13 protein-coding genes are annotated in these 17,729 nt (G+C 38.7%); 6 read left to right on the forward strand and 7 right to left on the reverse strand.

Annotation, left to right across the window (positions count from 1 at the left end; all coding sequences use genetic code 11):
• The first annotated feature begins 4 nt into the window (after positions 1 to 4).
• Entirely contained in the window at positions 5 to 1,012 is a 1,008-nt protein-coding gene (ftcD, locus tag F0919_RS06020; protein ID WP_150031802.1) for a glutamate formimidoyltransferase, read from the forward strand.
• Between the two features lie 5 nt (positions 1,013 to 1,017).
• Here ftcD and F0919_RS06025 read toward each other — a convergent pair whose 3' ends face one another.
• The gene (locus tag F0919_RS06025) at positions 1,018 to 1,677 is read right to left on the reverse strand and encodes an NAD(P)H-binding protein (protein ID WP_150031803.1); all 660 of its coding nucleotides are present in this window, start codon (positions 1,675 to 1,677) and stop codon (positions 1,018 to 1,020) included.
• Between the two features lie 386 nt (positions 1,678 to 2,063).
• Here F0919_RS06025 and lpxK point away from each other — a divergent pair, with 386 nt between their 5' ends.
• Both lpxK and F0919_RS06035 read left to right on the forward strand, forming a co-directional pair.
• Positions 2,064 to 3,146, forward strand: coding sequence for a tetraacyldisaccharide 4'-kinase (gene lpxK / locus F0919_RS06030; RefSeq protein WP_150031804.1), 1,083 nt, complete (start codon positions 2,064 to 2,066; stop codon positions 3,144 to 3,146).
• Positions 3,147 to 3,228: 82 nt separating this feature from the next.
• Complete coding sequence (locus F0919_RS06035) at positions 3,229 to 3,477, forward strand: 2TM domain-containing protein (RefSeq protein WP_150031805.1); 249 nt, start codon at positions 3,229 to 3,231, stop codon at positions 3,475 to 3,477.
• Positions 3,478 to 3,666: 189 nt separating this feature from the next.
• Here the strand turns inward: F0919_RS06035 and F0919_RS06040 are convergent, their stop codons facing one another.
• Positions 3,667 to 4,194 carry an AAA family ATPase gene (locus tag F0919_RS06040; RefSeq protein WP_216629374.1) on the reverse strand — a complete coding sequence of 176 codons (528 nt, stop codon included), beginning with the start codon at positions 4,192 to 4,194 and terminating at the stop codon, positions 3,667 to 3,669.
• Positions 4,195 to 4,273: 79 nt separating this feature from the next.
• Here F0919_RS06040 and F0919_RS06045 point away from each other — a divergent pair, with 79 nt between their 5' ends.
• Together F0919_RS06045 and F0919_RS06050 are read left to right on the forward strand one after the other, a co-directional pair.
• Entirely contained in the window at positions 4,274 to 5,965 is a 1,692-nt protein-coding gene (locus F0919_RS06045) for a S41 family peptidase (RefSeq protein ID WP_150031807.1), read from the forward strand.
• A 21-nt stretch (positions 5,966 to 5,986) separates the two neighbouring features.
• Positions 5,987 to 8,032, forward strand: coding sequence for a gliding motility-associated C-terminal domain-containing protein (locus F0919_RS06050; protein WP_150031808.1), 2,046 nt, complete (start codon positions 5,987 to 5,989; stop codon positions 8,030 to 8,032).
• 83 nt (positions 8,033 to 8,115) lie between these two features.
• Here the strand turns inward: F0919_RS06050 and mdh are convergent, their stop codons facing one another.
• From mdh to F0919_RS06070, 4 genes are all read right to left on the reverse strand, one after another.
• Entirely contained in the window at positions 8,116 to 9,051 is a 936-nt protein-coding gene (mdh, locus tag F0919_RS06055; protein WP_150031809.1) for a malate dehydrogenase, read from the reverse strand.
• A gap of 111 nt (positions 9,052 to 9,162) precedes the next feature.
• On the reverse strand, positions 9,163 to 9,852 hold the full coding sequence (locus F0919_RS06060) for a YdcF family protein (protein WP_235903464.1): 690 nt from the start codon (positions 9,850 to 9,852) through the stop codon (positions 9,163 to 9,165).
• An 11-nt stretch (positions 9,853 to 9,863) separates the two neighbouring features.
• Entirely contained in the window at positions 9,864 to 11,183 is a 1,320-nt protein-coding gene (locus F0919_RS06065; protein WP_150031810.1) for an MFS transporter, read from the reverse strand.
• 65 nt (positions 11,184 to 11,248) lie between these two features.
• Positions 11,249 to 12,415 carry a sigma-54-dependent transcriptional regulator gene (locus F0919_RS06070; protein ID WP_150031811.1) on the reverse strand — a complete coding sequence of 389 codons (1,167 nt, stop codon included), beginning with the start codon at positions 12,413 to 12,415 and terminating at the stop codon, positions 11,249 to 11,251.
• A gap of 199 nt (positions 12,416 to 12,614) precedes the next feature.
• Between F0919_RS06070 and F0919_RS06075 the strand changes: the two genes are divergently transcribed.
• Entirely contained in the window at positions 12,615 to 14,858 is a 2,244-nt protein-coding gene (locus F0919_RS06075; RefSeq protein ID WP_190277286.1) for a patatin-like phospholipase family protein, read from the forward strand.
• Between the two features lie 60 nt (positions 14,859 to 14,918).
• Here the strand turns inward: F0919_RS06075 and alaS are convergent, their stop codons facing one another.
• Entirely contained in the window at positions 14,919 to 17,645 is a 2,727-nt protein-coding gene (alaS, locus tag F0919_RS06080) for an alanine--tRNA ligase (RefSeq protein ID WP_150031813.1), read from the reverse strand.
• Positions 17,646 to 17,729: the final 84 nt, after the last annotated feature.

Consider the following 17,729-nt stretch of genomic DNA (forward strand, 5'->3'; position numbering starts at 1 on the left):
AATCATGCAGGCAAATCTCCCGCTTTTGGAATGCATACCTAATTTCAGTGAAGGTCAGAACGAAGCCGTGATCAATGAAATCAGGGAAGCTGTTGAATCAGTTAAAGATCAGTATCTACTGCATATAGATCCAAGTCCTGCTGCAAACAGAACAGTTTTTACATTTGCGGGAAATCCTGATAATGTTATTGAAGCTGCATTTCAGGCAATCAAAGTGGCTGCTGAAAAAATTGACATGCGTTTTCAGCATGGTACGCATCCGCGCCTGGGCAGTACAGATGTTTGTCCTTTGGTGCCTTTGGCAAATATATCCATGGACGAAGCCGTTGCTTATTCAAAAAGATTAGCAGAAAGAGTAGCGAATGAATTGAATATTCCGGTTTACCTATACGAATATTCGGCTACAGAACCGCACCGGAAAACATTGCCGCAAATAAGAAAAGGACAATACGAGCGTTTGCAGGAAAAAATAAAAACGGCCGGATGGAAACCTGATTCCGGAAATGAATTATCGGATAACTGGGAGCAGGTAAGCAGAACAGGTGCAACCATTATAGGCGCACGAAATATCCTGGTGGCTTTTAATATTTCATTAAATACCAGGGATGAACGTATTGCAAAACAAATAGCACAAAAGATGAGAAGCAGCAGCGGAGGAATACTGCCCGAATTACGCGCCATCGGATGGTTTATGGAAGATTTTGATACGGCGCAGGTGTCTATGAATTTATTGGACTACCGGGTTACTTCACCCTTAAAAGTTTGGGAAGTCTGCAAAGCGCTGGCTGCAACATTGAATGTTAAACCGATTGGTTGTGAGGTTGTAGGATTGATTCCTGAAAGTTGTGTTTTGGAAGCGGGTGGCTGGAATTTTACCGATGACCTATTAGAAGAAAACAGAAAAATTCTGATTAATGCCGGAATAAAATATCTCGGGCTTGACCTTGTCAAGCCTTTCAATCCTGATGAAAAAATATTGGAATATGCCTTGAAAAAATTTCAATTGATATAAAAAGCCTATAACTGATCAGCAATTTCCTGAATCTTGTCAGATTCATAATAGAAGGTACCTTCCAGATGCTTCAAAGACTGTGCTATCATAGCTTTTGCTACATCGGCTGCTGCAATGCTTCTGTATTTTTTAGCGCCGCCAAACAAAAACGGATTAACAACCTTCATCGCCGCAACGCCAATCTGTTCCATTGTACGCGGTTCTTTTCTTTTTCCGATAAGGATAGAAGGGCGATAAAAATGCGTTGAATCAAATTTAATGACAGAAATATTTACCTCTGTTTCTCCTTTTACTTTTAAATAAGAATTGGAAGATTTTTCCTTCGCACCAACTGCAGAGATAATGTGGAATTGCTTTACCTTATTTTCAGTAGCAATCCAGGCAATTTTTACCGGATATTCGTAATCTATTTTATAGTAAGTTTTCAGGTCAGGAGACTGTGACCTCGTAGTACCAAGGCAGGAAAAAACAACGTCCCCTTTTATATGTTCTTTGTAATTATCAAGATGTTCAAAATCAATAACAACTTCTTTTACTTTGGGATGCTTTATGCCGGAAGGTCTTCTGACTAAAATGGTAATGGCGTCAAAAGCAGGATTATCACATAGTTGATGTAATAATTCTTTTCCGACCAAACCCGAGCTACCAATAATAATTCCTTTCATTTACATTATTTATCCTTTTCGTGTGCAAATTTACGTTATCATTTGTGAAACTTATTGTTAAGCGCCTGTATTTAAAACAATTTTTTTAACACAAATACAAAGTATTTTTAAATAGATTACACCTCTATAAATCAATTAAACAATTTACTATCAAACAATTACGCTTAAATATTTTTCTCTAAAAAGGCCATTTATAACTGTATATTCTTATTATAAGTTGATATAAATCACCTGCCCATTAACAGTATATTGATATTTTATAGAAATTTTATGACCAATGTTATTAATTAATTTAGATTTTCACGGCAAATTCCAACATTTAGGCCTCAATAAATTATACTCTGCAGCGGTAATCTCCTACCTTCGTATTCAATCCTGAAAGCTATATGAACCCTCTGATGCTATTGATACGGTTGCTGAAACCAATTCTATATCCATTATCGCTTATATACGGAATTATTGTCTGGCTTCGTAATAAGCTTTATGACAATGGCATCCTGTCTTCCATTCAGTTTAGCGTACCTGTTATTTGTGTTGGCAATCTTTCAACGGGAGGAACGGGCAAAACACCTCATATAGAATACCTAATCCGCCTTTTGCAATATGAATATAAACTGGCGACCATGAGCCGGGGGTATAAAAGAAAAACAACGGGATTTTATCTGGCAGACAGGGAAACGGATTCATGGATGATTGGCGATGAACCGATGCAGTTTTATAAAAAATTTCCGGAATTAGCCGTAAGCGTATGTGAAGACAGGATGACCGGCATCCCCAGACTGTTATCTGAAAGAAAAGAAACAGAAATTGTTTTATTGGATGACGCTTTTCAACACCGCTCTGTTAAGCCCGGCCTGAACATCCTTATTACGGATTATGCCAGGCCTTTTTACAGCGATTTTATTTTGCCTTTCGGCAGCCTGAGAGAAAGCAGGAAGGCCTATAAAAGAGCCGATATTATTGTGGTTTCAAAATGTCCTGACCTTAATAATGAAACGCAAAAAGAAATCGTTTCAAGAATCCGGCCCCAGAAACATCAGCGCGTTTTTTTCTCGAAGATTACTTATGATTTTGTCGTTGATTTTTTTACCGGTGAACAGATTCATTTCAATACAAAACCAAACATAATAATGGTTTCGGGCATTGCCAAACCGGAACCTATGCTTCAGTTTTTAAGAGAAAACGTAGCCCGGAATGTTCATCTTCTGAAATATCCGGACCATCATTTCTTCTCTGAAGCCAATCTGGAAGAAATAAAGCAAACCTACCGGAACTGGAATGAACCCGATAAAATTATAATAACAACAGAAAAAGATGCGACACGTTTAGAAATTCACAAAGAAGCATTGCTGCAATGGAATATTAAAATTGCGATTCTTCCCATTAAAATTGCTTTTTTACATAATCAACACGAATTTGATGCCATCGTGAGAAATTACATTGAAACTGAAAGAGCGGAAATATTGTAATACCAATGTTTTTTGAAATTGTTTTTTGAAAAACAATCCTACTTATTATCTTTGCAATGTTTAATTCTAAAAATACAAAGGAATGCCAAAAAAATTACCTGCAACCGGCAAACAAGTTAGCGGTTGGTTGATACACTTAGTCGTATTCGCAATTGCAAACACAATTTTATGGTACATATGCTATCATGGAAAAGTGGGTTGGGTTTATCCTTGGCCGGCATGGATTACAGCAGCATGGGCATTGACAGTCATCGGACATGCTTGTTTGGTTTGGGCCAATTATGAAGACAAAGGACATGCTGAATGGACGCGTCAGGCAAATAACGGTTAATCAGTTTACCAGAATAATATTTTAAAACCCTGAAAGCTTTAGCTTTCAGGGTTTTAAATTTTACAAAAATCATCCGGTGGTGACAACAACTACAATTCCCCTTACGCTATCAGAATTACCCCAATTCTATGGTATAATAACCATCTTTCGCTATCATAATTATCCAGAGTCTATGGCATAATGACCATGTTACATATCTATTTCCAACATTAAAATCGCCTGTATAGCTCTTTTCAGTCTTTCCTGTTCATTTCCCTGCACTATTACAAACGGGACACCCGACTGAATCACAATGTCTTTGTAAATATCGAAAAAATGCTGCCGCATTTCAGGTTCCGGATGCTCCCGTAAAGGGTCATCTTCCCAGGGCATATCAATGTCCGTAAGAATATAGAGATCGTATTTTCGCTGAGCTATTTCTTGTAATATCCATTCATCGCAGGTACCGTATTTGCTTTCGCTCCAGACTTTCAGGACGTACAAATCGGTATCACAGAACAACCATTTACTATTGGTATTCTTTGCAACAGCATCTTCAAGCGCTGTTTGTCCTTTTCCAATCGCCAATAAATCCTGTTGAACATATCGGCGGTCAATATCTCTAAGGTACGTCCTTGCATATTCGTCTATACCTGTAGCATTGAAATGCCGGGCAAGTTGCTGAGTCAGCGTACTCTTTCCTGTAGATTCGGGGCCGATGATGACGATACGTTTCAATGCGTGTGGTGCGATAATATTTGAGCAGATTGCGCAAAAATCGTTAATTTGCTTATTAAATTCAAGATAAAATTCCCTCATGAGCAATCACCGGAAAGCAGTAAGAACTTTAGGCTGGACTATGGCTACCTCTTTTTGTCTGTTACATTCACCACTGAAGGCACAAGACAATGACCCAAGCGACAAATACTTTGAGATATCTAAAAATCTTGAAATTTTCTCCAATGTATTTAAAGAATTGAACCAATATTATGTGGATCCGATTCAACCCGGCAAAATGGTAAAAACGGGTGTGGATGCTATGTTGAATGATTTGGACCCATACACTAATCTGATTACCGAAGCAGACGCAGAAGATTATCAATTGCAGACAACGGGCAAATACAGCGGGATAGGTGTTTCTACAAAAGTTGTGAATGGCGAATTTGTCATTGCAGAATTGTTTGAAAATGGTCCTGTTGCCAAAGCCGGTATTAAAGCGGGCGATATTATTGTGGCGATTGACGGACAGCGCATAAAAGGAAAGGATGATGAAGACCTCGCAATATTGATGCGGGGCGCACCGGGCACTATGCTCAAAATGACTACCAGAAATCCTTTAACCAAAAAAGAAGAAACAAAAACCATTACCCGCGAAGAAATACAAATATCCAGTGTTCCTTACGCAAACCTGATTGGCGAGAAAAACAATATTGCCTATGTTTTCCTTACACAATTCACGCCCAATTGCAGCAGGGATGTACGCAATGCACTGGACAGCTTAAAAGCTGCAAACCCTGAACTGAAGGGAGTTATATTGGATTTGCGCGGCAATCCGGGTGGCTTACTGGATGAAGCAGTTAAGATTGTTAACCTTTTCAACGATAAAGGACAATTGGTGGTGAGTACACGTGGAAAAAACGCAGAATGGCAAAAGGAATTTAAAACAACGGGCAACCCCTGGGATTTGAATATTCCGATGGCTGTATTGGTCAACCACGGTTCTGCATCCGCATCAGAAATAGTTTCGGGAACGACTCAGGATCTGGATAGGGGTGTTATTATCGGAACACGCTCGTATGGGAAAGGTCTTGTTCAGAACGTAAGGCCTTTAGGCTATAATACAAGATTGAAGATTACCACTGCAAAATATTATACACCTTCGGGAAGATGCATTCAGGCATTGGATTATTCGCATCGTAATGAAGACGGCAGTGTTTCTATTGTTCCTGACTCTTTGAAAAAACCTTTTAAGACTAAAGGCGGGCGTACTGTTTATGACGGAGGAGGCATAGAACCGGATATTAAAATGGAAGATATTACGCTCAGCCCTATCAGCTTGTCGTTACTACGTAATAATTACATCTTCGACTATGTTACCGAATACTATTACAAGCATCCGTCTATAGAATCGGCTGCAACTTTCACAATAACGGATGCCGATTTTACCGACTTTCAGAAATGGCTTGAGAACAAAGATTATGGTTATAAAACAGATGGCGAAATACTGATGGATAGCCTGAAAGCTGTCTCTGTAAAGAATAAAACATTTGACAACGCGAAGAATGAGTACAATGCTTTAGCTGCCAAATTATATCATGACAAGAAACAGGATTTACAAAACAGCAAAAAGGAAATTACTTTTTTATTGAGTAATGAGATTGTAAGTCGTTATTATTTCCAAAAAGGAAGGGCTATCAATCGTTTGAAATACGAAGACGATGTGTTACAAAAAGCGCTTGATGTTTTAGCAGATACTAAAGGTTATAATGACCTATTAAAGAACAAATAAGCAAGGCCAAATTCAAATATCATGAAATCGTTTTTCAGATTCGTCTATACAATTATTGCCTTAATGGCAATAGCCACCACAGCCCGGGCCAACCATTTATTAGGCGGAGAGATAAATTACAGCTTTGTTTCAAATTCAGGCACCAGTTCTGTTTATAAGGTCACACTTACATTTTTTGCCGATTGTTCCTCCAATCTTCCCGGCCAGGCTTTCAGCGCTTTAGCGGGTGCAGACCCAAGTGTTTCTTTATTAAAAGGTGATGCGGTTATATTCACTCAAAGATTAGACTATGATGCATTATTAAGCGATATTGAAATAACGCCGGTTTGTCCTGACGAAGCCAATAACACTACGTGCATTAACATTGATAACCCTATTCCCGGCATCAAGAAATTTGTTTACAGCAGAAACTTTACACTTCCGGGTATATACCCTGACTGGCGTTTTGTTTTTAAAGGCGATATGTCTACGAACCCGCCTACTTCTGCAGGAAGAAGCTCTATTATTCAAAATGCCGTAATTGATAATTCACCGGGTGGCACAGGCTCTCTCATGTATCTGGAGGCAACATTGAACAATACTGTTGCCAACAACAATTCCACTACATTTTCATCTCCTCCTACACCTTTCTTTTGTCTGAATAAGGCTGCAAATTATACATTGGGGGCTACAGATGTAGAAAATGATTCGCTGCATTTTACATTGATTCCGGCAAAGTCCACAACACAAAATTCCGCACAGGTATTTAATGTTGATTATGTACCGCCCTTTACTGCTCAACTTCCGTTACCAACTGCTGCAGGCAATTTCTTTTTCAGCGACTTTAACGGGCAAATGTCTTTTACGCCAAACCTTGTTAGAAATTGTCTTGTAACAAATCTGGTAGAAGAATACAGAGACGGCATAAAAATCGGCAGCAGCATGCGTGAGATGACCTTTGTCATTCTTGATAATTGTAATAACGACGCTCCCAATTCGCCCGTAAGTAATATTCAAAATGCAAGCACAACACTTGATGCTGCAGGCAATATACGTTTGTCGGTTTGTGAGGGACAGGTTGAGGATGTTGGTTTTGAAATTGACTGTGTTGATCCTAATTCTGATAATGTTACTGTTACTTTTTCAAATTTACCTCCCGCCGCTTCCATTACAATCGACAACAATAATACAAATCACCCGACTGCCCATTTTACCTGGAATTTAACTGATGCTGCACCCGGAAATTATATATTCTATATTACTTATAGCGATGACGGATGTCCTTTAGCTTCGAAAAAAACCATTGCATATACTGTTACTATTATTCCACATCCGGTTCCGTTTGATACTGGCACTTTTAATGCATGTATCGGGGAAACAAATGGTAAAGCATGGGCTGTTCCAAGTAATGGCGTAACGATAGATTACAGCTATAAATGGGAAGATGCGGGTGAAACACAATTAAGAAATGTAAATAGTACAAGTGGCGATTCTTTGTTAAATATTGCGGCGGGCATATATAGGCTTCACATAAGAAATGCCCAGGGTTGTGGTAAAAATATTGAATTTAATGTACCGGAGGTTCCATTGCCTGTTTTTAAACTTAGAACCGATACATTAGTTTGTCAGGGTATTCCTATTCCGCTTAGTCCTGACGTTCAGGAATCATTTACCGGATACAACTGGAATACCGGCGATACTGTTTGTTGTATTGTTGGACGGGAAACAGGTAATTATGTTCTTACAGCAACAAATATTTGTGGTTCAACATCGGATTCGGTCTATCTTGATTTCGTAAAATGCAATTATTGTCTTTTTGTACCAAATGCCTTTACACCAAATGACGATGGCAATAATGATGTTTTCAAAATCACACCGACTTGCGTTATGTATAAGTACAAGCTAATGATATATAACCGCTGGGGACAAATGATTTACAAATCCTATAATCTGGAAGATAGCTGGAATGGTACTTACAACGGCAAAGCAGCAGATGTGGGTGTGTATTATTATCTGATAGATGCCATACCCGAAGATCCCGCTAAAGGTGAAATTCACTTAAAGGGCGATGTTACAGTAGTAAGATAATTGACGACAGAAAATAGCTCTCAATAAAATAGAGAAACCCTTCATCTTCATGAAGGGTTTCTCTATTTTACAAAGCTTAAATATTAGTTTGCCAATGTGCTCAATACATCGTTCATACTTCTTACAGCTTCTGCTGATTTATCAAACAATGCCTGTTCGTCTGCACTCAATTTGAAATCAAGGATTTTCTCCCAGCCATTTTTTCCGATAATAACCGGAACGCCTAAACATATATCAGATTGACCATATTCACCTTCAAGATAAACACAGGAAGTAATTAGTTTTTTCTGGTCACGCACAATGGACTCAACCACTGCTGCTCCTGCAGCTCCGGGAGCATACCATGCAGATGTGCCAAGCAATTTGGTAAGTGTAGCGCCACCTACCATCGTGTCGTCAACAATTTGTTTTTGCTGTTCTTCCGTAAGGAAATGAGTAACAGGAACACTATTCCATGTTGCAAAATTAATCAACGGTATCATTGTAGTATCACCGTGTCCGCCAATAACTACTGCGTTCAAATCGCGCGGGCTTGCGCCAAGATGACGACATAATTGATATTTGAATCTTGCACTGTCCAGTGCACCACCCATACCTATAATTCTGTTCTTCGGAATACCTGTACTTTTCAATGTAAGGTAAGTCATGGTATCCATAGGATTGGATATTATGACAAAGATGGCATCCGGTGAATATTTCAAAATATTTTTGGCAACGTCTTCAACAATGCGTGCATTCGTTCCGATTAATTCTTCACGAGTCATACCCGGCTTACGTGGCAAGCCTGAAGTAACTACAACAACATCTGAATTTGCTGTTTTGGAATAATCGCCGGTGGTACCGGTAATTTTTGTGTCGAAGCCTAACAAGGCTGCGGTTTGCATCATGTCCTGCGCCTTACCTTCAGCAAAACCTTCTTTAATATCTAATAATACCAGTTCTTCAGCTAACTCTCTGCGAGCAATGTTATCGGCACATGTAGCGCCTACGGCACCTGCGCCTACTACAGTTATTTTCATACTTTGACGGAATAAAATTTTTAAAATGAATAACTGCAATATACTAAAGTTCGTCTATATTTTGCAACAATTTATTATTGCCAATCGAGGTATTATACGGCAGAAAAGCATTTACAATGCCGGTACTATACCATCAGGATATTTATCAAAAGGAATATATTTTCCTCTCGTGCCGCGCAGCCTTTCCCAAAAACCCTGCCGCTCTGTTATGGATTTAAAATGTTTCTGAAATGCAGGTGCAGGATTTATTTCAGGAGAAAGATAATTGTATTGCCTCAATGAATCTATTACAAATGGCAAATGAACAACAGGAGTTGCAAAACGCTTTTTTGTAAAGGCTTTCAACATAGAGGATTGAAACGGATCGGTTGCCAGCGCAATACTTTTAAATCCTGCATTCCGTGCTAATCCATAAGAATAGTAAATGTTCTCCGTGCTATGTTCAGCCATTGTATCATAAAAAATATGTTCAGCAGGAATACCTAATTGCATAGCATATAAACCCATAATTTTTGCTTCGTAATAAGGTGAATACACAGCGCCACCGGAATAAATTACATTTCTTACAATGCCGTTTTTATACAGAACATAACTCCATATTACCCTGCCCTTCATTACGCTGTCCCATGTATTATTTTTAAATGGAGCACCCGGAACAATAACCGCATCAAAGGTCTGGCCATTTTCTACAACTTCCTTCAACAAACGTCTCGGCCGTTTTTTATAGAAAACACAACCGAACTCGAATAGCGCAGATATTATAAACCCTATCATTAAAACCCATTTAAGTATATAACTCATGGCTTAAGCAATTATAATTGCTGCTGTACAGAACGACTATATTTTCGTTGGGCAAATAACAGAAACAGAAACCCGAATGCAAAGAAAATAGTCAGTGCAAAAATAGAATTACGCATATTGCCGGTAATGTGTTCAATCAATCCGAAAGAGAACATCCCAATTACAATGGCTACTTTCTCCGTAACATCATAAAAGCTGAAAAACGATGTCGTATCGTTGGTTTCTGGCATTAATTTAGAATAAGTTGAACGGCTTAATGATTGGATACCACCCATAACAAAACCAACCAAAATAGCAACAATGTAGAAGCCTATATCTGTCATTATAAAATAAGCTATGATACAGATAAGAATCCACACTGTTACGGTTATCATTAAGACTTTAATATTACCTAAAATAGCTGAAAGCTTTGCCATTAAATAAGAGCCTGCAATAGCTACAATCTGTATCAGTAAAATACAAATAATTAATTTTTCTGCCGCCAGATGTAATACCTGACTTCCGAACAATGTGGCCGCCAACATTACTGTTTGCACACCCATACTATAAAAGAAGAATGCGCCAAGATAGTTACGCAAAACGGGCATTTGCCTTACTTGCTTCCAGACTTTTTTTAACTCTAAAAATCCATTAGAAAGAATATTTACATTGTTTTTGGCATGTAAAGTTTTGTTCTTAGGTAAAACTGCAAAAGGAATTTGAGCAAAACCCATCCACCATAATCCTACTAACAAAAATGATAATCTTGAAGCAAAACCTGCATCCATTTCAAATGGTTTCACCAACACAAATACAAAACAAATAACCTGCAAAATGACGCTTCCAAAATATCCGTAAGCAAAGCCCTGAGCACTTACTTTATCTTGTTCAGATTCAACGGCGATTTCAGGCAGATATGCATTGTAAAACACAAGGCTTCCGCAATAACCTATTGCTGCAATAACACAACATATAATGCCAAGGGACAGGGTATCTTTTGTAAAAAAGTATAAAGCACAACAAGCAAGGCTCCCTATATAACAAAAGAACTTCATGAAGCTCTTTTTGTTTCCTTTATAGTCTGCGATTGAAGAGAGAATGGGAGATGCAATAGCAATTACCAGATAAGCAAATGCAATAGCGTAAGTATATAAGGCGGCACTATCAATTTTATATCCAAAGAACATTACATTATTACCAATAATGTTTCCGGAAACATCTTTAGTTGTAGTAATAGCATCGTAATAGGCCGGGAAAATAGTAGAAGTAATGACCAGATTATAAGCTGAGTTAGCCCAATCATACATGCTCCAGGCACGATGCAATTTTCCGGCGTTATTTTTTGGTTCCATAATTTTTAGCTTCACAAAAGAATTAAAAAAAACCTGCTTAAATATGCTCAAGCAGGCCTTCGGGATTATTTAAGAAAAATATATTTTTCGACATTCTGACTTGTAATAACCTTATCAGATAATATTATCAGACGTTCAATAACATTCCGGAGTTCACGTATATTACCTGTCCAGTTATGCGTCTTCAACATTTCAATAGCCGAATCGTCAATCATTTTCTCCGGCATTCCGTATTCTTCGCAAATCTGTTTCAAAAAATGTTCCGACAATGCCTTTATGTCCTCTTTGCGTTCGTTTAAAGACGGCACATGCAATAAGATGACACCAAGGCGGTGATATAAATCTTCTCTGAATTTCCCCTCGGCAATGGCGGCTTTCAAATCTTTATTAGTAGCAGCTATTACTCTTACGTTTACACTGATTTCCTTATCACCGCCTACACGCGTAATTTTACCTTCCTGCAAAGCCCGCAACACTTTTGCCTGAGCGGACAAGCTCATATCACCAATCTCGTCCAAAAATAAAGTACCTCCGTCAGCCTGTTCGAATTTACCAATGCGTTGCTTAATCGCTGATGTGAAAGAACCTTTTTCATGTCCGAATAATTCGCTTTCTATAAGCTCAGAGGGAATTGCAGCACAGTTTACTTCCACAATGGATGACTTATTCCTGCTACTGAAATCATGGATTCTTCTTGCAATCAGTTCTTTGCCTGAACCGTTGCTTCCGGTAATTAAAACACGGGCATCGGTAGGCGCAACTTTTTCAACGATTTCTAAAATAGCTTTCAGCGCATCTGAATCTCCAATAATTTCATAGCCTTTAGAGATTTTTTTCTTCAATGTTTTTGTTTCTGCTACCAAAGTCTTTTTCTCCATTGCATTGCGCAAGGTAATAAGCAAACGGTTCAGATCGGGTGGCTTTGATATATAATCAAATGCTCCTTTGCGTACCGCTTCTACGGCAGTTTCAATATTACCATGACCTGAGATTACGATGAATGGCGTATCAGGTTGCATCTCTTTGGTTTTTTCCAATACTTCAATACCATCTGCTTTCGGCATCTTAATATCACAAAGAATGCAATCGTAATGGGTATCTCCTGAAATCAATTTCAATGCTTCTATGCCGTCTGAAGCTTCGGAGATCTGATATCCTTCAAAACTTAAAATTTCGGATAAAGTACTTCTGATGCTTCTTTCATCATCTATAATAAGAATATGTTGCGCCATATTTTTCGTAAGGTTAACGTAACAAAGATAATAGTATGCTATAAATATAACGTCACTACAAGTAATAATTTACCTTTAAACAAAAGATACAGGATTTAAAGGCCTGAATCTTTGGGAAGGCTGATTGTGATTGCATCAGGGCAAACGTTCTAATTCCGTTAATTATGCTTACCTTAATAGCAAAATACCTTAAGCATGTATGCGTGAACGTCTGCAACCTTTTTTCCGTTTCCTTCCTGTGCAGCTGCTGTTATTGCACTTCCGAAAGTATCAGATGATCCTAATTTTCTGGCTGATGCTTTTCGCTGCGGTTACCGGAAACCTAGCTACTCATTTCGGCGCGCAATCGTTATTTGTTTCTCCTGAGTACATGGGGGCTATAAGCCCGAACAGCTTTTTTCTTTTAGGCGGTTGCATTGCAATATTTGCAATGAGCTGGCACATCACTACTTTCATTATTCATAGTAAAAGGGTGCCTTTTCTCGGTTCTACACACCATGCTTTTTTAAAATATTGCATCAACAATTCCATTATTCCGTTAAGCTTTCTCATTACTTACGGAATAGTAACAGCAAGGTATCTGATGATTAATGAAGGCGCTCCGACGTTGACAATCATAATGAATTTATTTGCTTTTTACATGGGGTATATTATCATGCTTTTGTTATCCTTCTTTTATTTTTTCAGGGCCGATAGAAATATCCTCAAAATACTTTTAAGCAATGTTGCGAATCCTTCTATCATCAGGGAAATTATTCCTTATGATTCGCTTGATAATGAATTTGAGCTGGTAAGGGCCGACAGTTATATGACGCATATTTTCCGGATAGAGAAAATAAAAACGCCTTATGAATACAATCGCAGGTTCCTGAATATGGTTTTGCGCCGCCACCATCGTAATGCGGTCTTTGCAATCTTCATTGCTATTGTTCTCATTCTGCTTCTTGGTATTTTTATGGATAATCCTTTCCTGAGAATACCGGCTGCTGCGGGTTTCATGATATTATTCAGTATCATGCTTTGCGCTGTAGGAGCTTTTAAATATTATTTACAAAGCTGGGAAATCATTGGCTGGATATGCATTTTCGGTCTTGCAAGTTATTTGGCAGGACACGGCCTTTTTGATTTAAGAAGTATTGCATTTGGCATGAAATACGATTACAAAGCTGCTCCTGCATACAACTACAGCAATCTTAAAAATACATTTACTGATTCTGCTTATTTAAAAGATAAAAATACCGAAATACACAGGCTGGAATTATGGAAACAAAAAGCAGGTAAAGATTCTTCAGGTTCAACATCAAAGCCGCCGTTAGTAATCATAAGTGTGAGTGGTGGCGGTTCACGTGCATCCTACTGGACTTTTCGCTGCCTGCAATATGCCGACAGCATAACGCATGGTCAATTATTCAGGCACAATGTTTTTATAACGGGTGCTTCAGGTGGCATGATTGGCGCTGCCTACTGGCGTTCTGTTCATACTCAGGCTGCATTAGGAAAAATAGAGCAGCCATACAATCCTGCATATCAGCAATTAGTCGGGAAAGACTTACTGAATGCTGTTATATTTTCTCTGGCGTGTGTGGACATCATATCGCCTTTCAATAAAATAACCATTGCAGGCAAAAGATTCAATAAAGACAGAGGCTATGCTTTTGATAAAGAGCTTGCATCTAACTCAAAGGGCTTGCTGAACTATACACTGAAAGATTATAAAGGATATGAGGCAAGCGGATTATCGCCGATGTTACTGATTAACGGTACTATTATTAATGATGCACGCAGGATATTGATTTCCCCGCAACCAGTCAGCTATCTTACCCGTTCTGTAAATAGTCTTGGCAATCCAAATCCCATTATAGATGCTGTAGATTTCGCAGCATTCTTTAAAAATCAGGATCCGATGGATATGCAGATCATGTCAGCTTTACGAATGAGCGCTACATTCCCGATTGTATTGCCTGTGGTAAAACTTCCGTCCTATCCGGAAATGAATGTGATGGATGCAGGGCTTAGGGATAATTTCGGAACAGAAAGCAGCATGCGCTATCTCTGTACTTTTAAAGACTGGATGAATGAAAATGCCGGCGAAATCATTTTTTTACAAATCAGAGATACCAAGGCAAACGAACCATCGGAAAATGATGTTGAAAACTCAATGGCTTCTATGCTGTTCGACCCGATGTTTGCCATTCAACAAAAATGGAGCGGCTTCCAGACCTATCATCAGTCTTATCTTGCCGACTATGTAGGAGATGCTTTTCCCGGAGGAAAACTTAAAAAAATAACACTGCAATATGTGCCTCAGGATAAAGATAAATCTGCCGCTTTAAATTTTCATCTTACCGGCAGAGAGAAGAAAGATCTGATGCAATCTGTTTTCAATGTAGATAACCAAAAAGGCTTTGAAGCACTTAAAGACATCTTAAATAAAGAAAAATAATTTAAAAAAATAAGGACATGCAACATTGCATGTCCTTACGAAATATCAATCCGTCTATTATCAAACCAGTGAAGCTTTTACCTGCTGAATCACTTCTTTCAACTGACCAACTTCTGTTCCACCTGCTGTAGCCAAAGTTTTCTGGCCACCACCACCGCCTTTAATCAACGGTGCAACAATATTCTTAATAACTTCTCCCGCATCGATTGTTGCAGCATTTGCAACAGTATCGCTGATAGCAATTACTACATTGGCTTTGCCGTCAATATTGGAACATAATACAATTACATGATCACGCAGATGATTTTTGAAATCTCCTGCCAATTTCCTCAAAGCATCCATACTGCTTACCTCCACAATATCACCAATAAAATTGATGGCAAATTCCTGACCGGCAGTTGTTTTAATGTTCACCATTTCATCTTTCTGCAACAATTCATTACGCACACCAACTAACTGACGGGCTTCCATGCCTTCCAATCTTTTCTCCAAAGCAGCCTTATCTTCCATCAATTTCTCGATAGCTTTTATCGGGTCTTTGGCTTTCAGCAATTCAGTTATCTGTTTGCTTTGAGCCACTTTATCTGCATAATATTGAATAGCAGCGGGCCCTGTTAATGCTTCTATACGTCGAACACCTGCGGCAACGGCACTTTCAGCGTTTATAGAAAATACACCAATCATCCCTGTATGCCCCACATGCGTACCGCCACAAAGCTCTATACTGTAATTCGGATCAATTATAACAGTTCTAACAGTATCACCGTATTTCTCTCCGAACAATGCCATAGCTCCCATTGCGATGGCATCTTCTTTCGACATTTCCTTAATGACAACAGGAATGTTCTCCCTTATTTTTTCATTTACAATCTGCTCTACTTTTCTGATTTCTTCGTCCGTCATCTTTGCAAAATGAGAGAAGTCAAAACGCAAAACATTTGCATTCACCATCGAACCTTTTTGTGCAACATGCGCACCTAATACCTGACGTAATGCAGCATGCATAAGGTGTGTGGCAGTATGATTATAACTTGTAAGTATTCTTCTTTCCCAATCCACTTTCGCAACAACGGCCTGTTCAGGTTGCGCCGGAATTTTATCGGCAAAATGAATAATCAAATCATTTTCTTTTTTGGTATCTGTAACCGAAATTTCTTCATCTCCAAAAACAAGAACACCTGTATCGCCCACCTGTCCACCGCTTTCAGCATAGAAAGGTGTCGTTTCCAATACCAATTGATATTGTTCTTTGCCTTTTGCTTTTACTTTACGATAGCGTGCCAGCCTGGTATCAATCAATAAATCATTGTAACCAACGAAAGTTGATTTGTCAATTTCATTAACAGTTACCCAATCTTCCGTATCAATAGCAGTAGCAGCACGGCTTCTGTCCTTTTGTTGCTTCAATTCAGCTTCAAAAGCATTGATATCGACAACTGCATTTACTTCCTGTGCCATCAGGCTTGTTAAATCTACCGGAAAGCCGTAAGTATCATTTAATTCAAAAGCAAATTTGCCGTCAATGACAATGCCATTATTTTGTTCCTGAATCTGACTGATAACATCATTGGTACTTGTACCCAACACTGCATTGCCTTTATGTTCCGGCAGTTCAGCTAATTTGTTATTGTAGTATTCATCAAAACGCTTGATACCCTTTTCCAGTGTCCGCAAGAAAGATTCTTCCTCTTCTTTAATAACGCGTGTTACAAAATCTTTTTGCAGGAACAATTCCGGAAATACTTGTTCGAATTGATTAGCAATATGCGGCAGCAACTGAAACAATAACGGTGTTTTATAATCCAGATAAGAATAATAATAGCGAACCGCTCTTCTTAAAATTCTGCGTATAACATAACCGGCTCCGTTACTTGAAGGCAATTGTCCATCGGCAATGGTAAATGCTATAGCACGGATATGATCGGCCAGGACACGAAAAGCCACAGCTTGTTTGCTATCGCTGAAATCGTATTGTTTGCCTGTAATTTGTTCTGTCAACTTTATGGTTTCAGTAAAAACATCGGTATCATAATTGGAAGTTTTACCTTGAAGCACACGCACCAATCTTTCAAAACCCATACCGGTATCCACATGCGTAGCAGGTAATGGCTGTAAAGAACCATCTTTCAAACGATTGAATTGCATGAATACGTTGTTCCATATCTCAATCACCTGCGGATGATCAGCATTTACCAAAGTTGCACCTTCAACAGCAGCACGCTCTTCGTCGCTTCTGCAATCCACATGTATTTCGCTGCAAGGTCCGCATGGGCCTGTATCGCCCATTTCCCAGAAATTATCCTTTTTGTTACCTTTTAAGATGCGTTCTTCAATCGTCCATTTTTTCCATTCGTCATAAGCTTCCTGGTCAAATGGTAAATTCTCTTTAGCATCTCCTTCAAAAACGGTAACGTACAATCTGCTTTTATCAATCTTGTAAACTTCTGTCAATAATTCCCAGCTCCATGCAATCGCTTCTTTCTTGAAATAATCGCCAAAACTCCAGTTGCCCAACATTTCAAACATGGTATGATGATAAGTATCCACACCTACTTCTTCCAAATCATTATGTTTACCGCTAACCCGTAAACACTTTTGCGTATCAGCTACCCTTTTCGCATCCGGTGTTTTATTACCTAAAAAATAATCTTTGAACTGATTCATTCCGGCATTGGTAAACAAAAGTGTCGGGTCATTCTTCACAACAATAGGAGCCGAAGGAACAATCTGATGTCCTTTTTCTTTGAAAAAGTCTAAAAATTGTTGGCGTATTTGAGCAGCAGTCATTTTATAATAAGATATTAGATATTAGATGATAGACATTAGAAAGGAGATATTGTATGATACTATGCGGGATGAAAATGTCATTTT

Origin of the sequence: Taibaiella lutea, assembly GCF_008629695.1 — a bacterium.
Classification (GTDB): Bacteria; Bacteroidota; Bacteroidia; order Chitinophagales; family Chitinophagaceae; genus Taibaiella; species Taibaiella lutea.

Coding starts and splice junctions, on each gene's coding strand:
- ftcD (WP_150031802.1), top strand. CDS start 5: ATGCAGGCAAATCTCCCGCTTTTGGAATGCATACCTAATTTCAGTGAA.
- F0919_RS06025 (WP_150031803.1), bottom strand. CDS start 1,677: ATGAAAGGAATTATTATTGGTAGCTCGGGTTTGGTCGGAAAAGAATTA.
- lpxK (WP_150031804.1), top strand. CDS start 2,064: ATGAACCCTCTGATGCTATTGATACGGTTGCTGAAACCAATTCTATAT.
- F0919_RS06035 (WP_150031805.1), top strand. CDS start 3,229: ATGCCAAAAAAATTACCTGCAACCGGCAAACAAGTTAGCGGTTGGTTG.
- F0919_RS06045 (WP_150031807.1), top strand. CDS start 4,274: ATGAGCAATCACCGGAAAGCAGTAAGAACTTTAGGCTGGACTATGGCT.
- F0919_RS06050 (WP_150031808.1), top strand. CDS start 5,987: ATGAAATCGTTTTTCAGATTCGTCTATACAATTATTGCCTTAATGGCA.
- mdh (WP_150031809.1), bottom strand. CDS start 9,051: ATGAAAATAACTGTAGTAGGCGCAGGTGCCGTAGGCGCTACATGTGCC.
- F0919_RS06060 (WP_235903464.1), bottom strand. CDS start 9,852: ATGAGTTATATACTTAAATGGGTTTTAATGATAGGGTTTATAATATCT.
- F0919_RS06065 (WP_150031810.1), bottom strand. CDS start 11,183: ATGGAACCAAAAAATAACGCCGGAAAATTGCATCGTGCCTGGAGCATG.
- F0919_RS06070 (WP_150031811.1), bottom strand. CDS start 12,415: ATGGCGCAACATATTCTTATTATAGATGATGAAAGAAGCATCAGAAGT.
- F0919_RS06075 (WP_190277286.1), top strand. CDS start 12,615: ATGCGTGAACGTCTGCAACCTTTTTTCCGTTTCCTTCCTGTGCAGCTG.
- alaS (WP_150031813.1), bottom strand. CDS start 17,645: ATGACTGCTGCTCAAATACGCCAACAATTTTTAGACTTTTTCAAAGAA.